Consider the following 5,881-nt stretch of genomic DNA (forward strand, 5'->3'; position numbering starts at 1 on the left):
ACTGAAGAGTCTGCAGCAGAATAATAACAGAAACTTAAGTAACGTAAATAGGTCGTCTAAAAAGTAATTTTAGGCGATTTTCTTTTTTGTGATTTTTTATTAGACACTATCCCGTTAAGAGTGTAAGTTAAAAATAACGAGGGTTTGACTTTTATTTAAAGTCTGCCCCTTTTTTCATATATAATTAAAAACTAATTTAGTATTAACTCTAATTATGCATTGGAGTTACCCCTTTTTTAGGACACTAGCCTGAAATCTGTATTAGGCAAAATGTATTGGTTTTGGATATATACTATTTTATTCAATTTCTCTATAAAGTTTACGGTGGTTTTCTAACTCTATATAATGGTGTTTTAAAATGTTACTGTTTCTAAGGTGTAGTTTATTATGTATTAAGCAAATTTGTTTAGATTATTAATCCTATCAGAGAAATCATCTTTTCTTCTTTTAGCTACAGGCACGACACTTTCATCATTCATAATTATATAGGCGTTAGTTCCTTTGATGTACTTGCTTATAAAATTTATATTTATTAGGTGAGACTGATGTGTTCTAAAAAAATGATATGAATTTAGTAAGTCATCATAATACTTTAATGTTTTTGAAGTGTATATAGTATCATTGCTTACTAGGTAAAGTTTTGTATAACTGCCGTCTGCTTCACACCTTAATATATTGGACATCTCTAAAAAGTATGTTTCTTTTTCTGTAGTTATAACTATCTTTTTTTTATCTTCGGTTAAAGTATTGTGTAGTAATGTATTTAATTTATGCGCATTGTTTATATCTAGAGTTTTATCTAATCTCTTTAATGTTTCATTTAACTCATCTTTATCAATAGGTTTTAGAAGATAGTCAAATGCACTAAACTTAATTGCTTCAATAGCATATTTGTCATATGCAGTAGTAAAAATAATTTGAAATGTAAGATTTTTAATAGTTTTTAATAAATCAAAGGCTGTTTTATCACTGAGTTGAATGTCTAAAAAAACTAAATCAAAATTTAATTTTTTAATAGTGTTTTTGGCTTCTTCCAGTGTATGGCAAATACGTACTATCTTTATTGCTTTAGAATGGTTTGATAGTAGTGATATTAGTCTTTCTGAGCAATGCACTTCATCGTCAACAATTATAGCTTTTATCATTTAAAATTTTAGTTTAAGTGGTAATGTTACTTCAACTCTTAAGCCTTTTTCTTTATCTGTATACTTTATAGTTTCGTTTGCCTTTTTTGTTTTGTTAATTAAATCTATTCTTTGACTCGTAATTTTAATGCCCATTGAGCTTGTTTTATTTAAATTTCTTGTAGCCTTTTCTCTACCAATTCCGTTATCTTCAACAGCACAAATTAGTGTTTTGTTATTACTGTTTATTTCAATTTTAATTATGCCTTCTGCTTCTATTTGAGATACGCCATGCCAAATACTATTTTCTATAAAGGGTTGTAGAATTAATGGAGGTATTAAGGTGTTTTCCAAATCAATATTATTATTAATACTTACAATATGGTTAAGTTTATTTTTTAGTCTCAAAGATTCAATGTCTATATACATTTTTAATAACTCTAAATCATCTTTTAGCGAAATCCATTTTTTTTCAGAGTTTTCTAAAATAGAACGTGTTAATATAGAAAATTTTAACAAATATTCATCCGCTTTTTTTATGTCATTATTAACCAAATAGTTACTTATAGAGTTTAATGAGTTAAAAATAAAATGGGGATTCATTTGAGATCGCAAAGCTTTCAGTTCGGTTTCGGCTATTTTAGTTTTAAATTCAGCAATATTTTTTTGTGCCTCAGCATCTCGTTTTCGTTTGTATAAAAAATAACCAACAATAGAAAATAGTAGTAAAGAACTTCCTGCTCCAATAGCCGAATTTTTAATTAGTGATTGACGTTTTATTTCCGCTTTAGAGAGAGTATCTTGTTTATCAATTTGATACTGCATATCTTTTTTTGTTAACTCTGCTTTTTTTTCTTCGGTTGCTACGCTATCTCTTAATTTAATATAATTTTTAAAAGCTAATAACGATTTTTTATGATTCTGATCATTTTCATAAACTTGATTTAAAACTAGCCAAGAATCTGCTTGCCACTCAACAGCATCAATATTTTTTGAAACAACTAATGCATTTTTAGCATATATTTTAGCTTGATTAAATTTATTTTGTAATACCAAGACCTTGCCAAGACTATTTAAAGCAGAAGCTTCTATGTATTTATTGTTAATTTCTCTTGAAATTTGTAACGCTTCTTTATAGTGTTTTAATGAATTATTATAATCTTTTTTTCTTTTGTAGGCTAACCCCTTGTTGTTAATAATAGCAGCAACAAAAAATATATTATTTACTTGCTTTGCATATAATAATGCTTTATCAAAGTAGTTTATTGACGTATTTACTCTGTTAGTTTCACTATAAACATTTCCAATATTATTGTATGCTCTTATTTGGTTAATAGTGTCTTTTAGTTCAATAGAAATGTTTAAGCAGTTATTATAGTTAGCTAATGCCTTGTCAAAATCTTTCATATCAGCATAAATGTTAGCTACATTATTATAAAGATTAATGGTTAATTTTTCATCATTAATGTTTTCAGAAATACTTAGAGCCTCAAGAAATAAGTCTAGAGCTTTTAAGTTGTTTGCCATTGTGTAATAGATGCTGCCTTTTTGGTTTAATGCAGATGCTGTTCCTTTTTTCCATTTTTTGTCTTTTGCAATTTTTATAGCTTCATCAATATATTCTATAGCTACCTTAGGTTTGCTATATGTTAAGTAGTTTGAGGCCTCTATTAAATATTGACCTCTTATAGTGTCTTTTTTAATATAACCATCAAGAAGGTTTAAAATGGAATCTTTTTCTTGTGCTAGAGAAGAAAAACAACAAAAAACTAAGTAGGTTATAATTATTAAGCTTCTGAGTACTGGTTTCATTTAATTTTTTTTGGTAAAAAAAGCACTTAAATTTAATACTTTTGAGCAGTAAACTGCTAAATAATTATAAATATATAAGCTAATCTATTTTTTCCGAATAAGAATTCTAAATGCCCGAATACAAATTATGATTTAGACAAATTGGTTTTATCGCTAGTTTTAAAGTATTAAATAGCTAATTCATAAAAGCATTTTTGTTAACAATAATTTTATTAATCAACATACCAAATTCAGTTTTTTTAGCAAAAAGAGAATTGATAGGTAGGCAAGAACGAATAGAAAAAATATCCAAAGTGAATATTAAAGGAGCAAAAGGTGAAGACTTGTATTTAGCTCATAAAACATCAGCATTATTCCTTTTTTTTAATTACATCATTGGATATTCACTTTGGATATTTTTAGTATTTATTATTGTAACACAAGTGTTAAAGTATAGGTTTAAAAAGCAAGCAAACTCAAAATGAAAAGATTTGTATGCCTATGCCTCTAAAATGAAATAAGTAAAGTGATAATATTATCAATGTTTTTAAGGATTACTATTCATTACTCTTAAAATAGTTTTATATAAAAAAGTTGAAATTATTAATAAAAAATTATGAGACTAAATTTAAATATATCAAAGATAAAATTAAAGATTATTGTCTTCTTTGTAATGCCTTTTTTTGCCTTTTCAAATTCAGGTTTATTTACCTCAGAAAAAGCAAATGATAAAGTAGACAATAGTGAGCTTAATACAGATGGGTTGTATTTTGCTGAGTTTTATGACTATATATACAGAGGGCATTTTGAGAACATTAAGATAAAAAGATTGGATTATGAATTTCTAATGATTTATGAACAATATTTAAGAACATTTGGTGTAAAATGCTCAAAATACTTACTAGTTAATAAAGTTGAAATAATGGAGATTGTATGCGACCAAGAAGAGATTGGATATAATGCCTATGGAGATGTAATAAGTAGAGTTTGTGTTAAATATAAATGGCAAGGAACAGGTTTGTATGCGAAACCAGACATATATAACGCTAAAATGAAAATTGTTGAAATGCATAAAGCGAATGGTATAGATATTTTTTTGAAAATGGTAACTGATCCAAATGCAATGGGAAACTCAATAGATATGTTACATAAAAGAAAAGGGCTAGCTAATGATATGGAAAAGTTTTTTATACTAAATCAGTGTAACAGTAAAGCCATTATACAATTTGAAGAAAACCTAAAAAGGTTTGCGCTTAACAAAACACCTATTCGCTTAAAGAAAAAAAGTAAATATACTATTGCAAAAAATTCTGGTGGTCCAAAAGGGCAACAAAATTACAATAAATTAGTTGATGACCTTGTTGCAGACCAAGCAAAAACATGGGCTTTTAATCGCTACACAAAAGGCAGTATTTCAGGGTTGAGAATCGAATCAAAAAATAGTGAAGGCAAACCTATAAGTTTAAGGGCAAACTATAAGTTTAGGGGATTTAGCAATAATGGTAAAGGATGGGTGAAAATCATTTTTAAAAATGGAGTGCCAGATTGTATGTATTTTTTTGATTTTCCATCAAATTGTAAAAAACCTAATAGTGGTATTGTAACTAGTTACTCCTTAGAAAAATATTCCAATCAGTAATTTTATAATTAGTAATTAAAAAAGAATAGTTTATGAAAAAAATAGTATTAATACTGTCTTTATTTTACTTTATTTCATGTGATACAGTTGTGTATAAAGAAGCTATCCCAAAAAGCAAGAAAGATTATCCTTTTTTTCCATTAAATTATGATGGAACCTATGTGAGTTCAAAAACTAGAAAAGACACACTCTTTATTGGTGCAAAAGACTTTTATTTTAAGTTAGCACCAACAGTAGATGGAAAAGAAAATACTTTTTCTAGAAAAGGACGAGTAGGTAAGCAACTTAAGGTTAAATTATACGGCAAAGGAGCATTTGTAAACTCAAAACAGTATAATAGTTCTAACTACTGGAATACACGTTTTATTACTTTAAAAGGGAATAAATTATATGTTTTTAAATTGCCAAATAATACAGATGTAAAAAGTTTAATTTATGATTATAATTACGATAATAAAACAAAAAAATATATTATAAATCCTAGTATGTCAGAATTAGACGCGTTAATAAATAATAATATATTCAAATTATCTAGAGTTTTTGAAAAGATAAATTCAACCTCCTATAAACCAAAATTAACCAATAGTAACTCACAAAATATAAAGTATAAAGCTGGTTGTATTTATGGAGATTGTAAAGGTGGGTACGGCATTTATAAGTATAGCAATGGCGACAGTTATAAGGGATATTTTAAAAATAGTAAAAGACATGGCTTTGGAGATTATTTATGGGGTAATATTCATTATTCTGGTAACTGGGAAAACGGAAACCGTAGCGGGTATGGAAATTTTTATAAGCAAGAAATTAATACCTTATATGTTGGAGAATGGAAAAATAATTTAATTTCTGGATATGGATTCAGAATAAACTCTAATTTAAGTGTAGACAGAGGGTTATGGCAAAGTGGAAAAATTGTTTCTAGGTATAGCTACAGTGACAGTGGAAAAAGAATAGGTTGTGTAAGAGGCAATTGTAATAATGGGTATGGCAAATATGTATTAACTAGTAATAGTTACTATGAAGGATTTTTTATTAATGGAAAGCGTTTGTTAGGGGAGTACAGCTATAAAAACGGAGACAAATATAAGGGTGAATTTAATTCTAGTGGAAAAAGAGAGGGTACAGGTTTTTATACTTACTCAAATGGTAATGTTTACAAAGGGCAATGGCTTAATGATAAAAAACATGGTTTAGGAATTTTTAAATATAAAAATGGTAAAACCTATTATGAAAATTATAACAATGGTGTAAGAGTTTCTTCTAAAGAACAAAAAATCAATTAAACATTAATATTTAATGCGTACAAATGTTAGTGTTTTATCAGAAA

The 5,881-nt window shown here is 27.1% G+C and carries 5 protein-coding genes; 3 read left to right on the top strand and 2 right to left on the bottom strand.

Annotated features, from left to right (window positions below):
- Positions 1 to 392: 392 nt before the first annotated feature.
- Both KLA_RS16880 and KLA_RS16885 read right to left on the bottom strand, forming a co-directional pair.
- A complete protein-coding gene (locus KLA_RS16880) occupies positions 393 to 1,145 on the bottom strand; it encodes a LytR/AlgR family response regulator transcription factor (RefSeq protein ID WP_013619656.1) in 753 nt (250 codons plus the stop codon).
- Positions 1,146 to 2,936: a tetratricopeptide repeat protein gene (locus KLA_RS16885; protein ID WP_034647279.1), complete on the bottom strand. Its 1,791-nt coding sequence runs from the start codon at positions 2,934 to 2,936 to the stop codon at positions 1,146 to 1,148.
- A gap of 194 nt (positions 2,937 to 3,130) precedes the next feature.
- Here KLA_RS16885 and KLA_RS16890 point away from each other — a divergent pair, with 194 nt between their 5' ends.
- The 3 genes from KLA_RS16890 to KLA_RS16900 all read left to right on the top strand — a co-directional run bounded on the left by KLA_RS16890 (position 3,131) and on the right by KLA_RS16900 (position 5,837).
- Positions 3,131 to 3,400, top strand: a complete 270-nt coding sequence (locus KLA_RS16890) for a hypothetical protein (RefSeq protein WP_075694165.1) — start codon at positions 3,131 to 3,133, stop codon at positions 3,398 to 3,400.
- 131 nt (positions 3,401 to 3,531) lie between these two features.
- Positions 3,532 to 4,554, top strand: a complete 1,023-nt coding sequence (locus KLA_RS16895; protein WP_034647283.1) for a hypothetical protein — start codon at positions 3,532 to 3,534, stop codon at positions 4,552 to 4,554.
- A 32-nt stretch (positions 4,555 to 4,586) separates the two neighbouring features.
- Positions 4,587 to 5,837 (top strand): MORN repeat-containing protein, encoded by a 1,251-nt coding sequence (locus KLA_RS16900; RefSeq protein ID WP_013619653.1) that lies wholly within the window; start codon positions 4,587 to 4,589, stop codon positions 5,835 to 5,837.
- Positions 5,838 to 5,881 lie beyond the last annotated feature (44 nt).

It is taken from the genome of Cellulophaga geojensis KL-A (genome assembly GCF_000568425.1).
Classification (GTDB): Bacteria; Bacteroidota; Bacteroidia; order Flavobacteriales; family Flavobacteriaceae; genus Cellulophaga; species Cellulophaga lytica.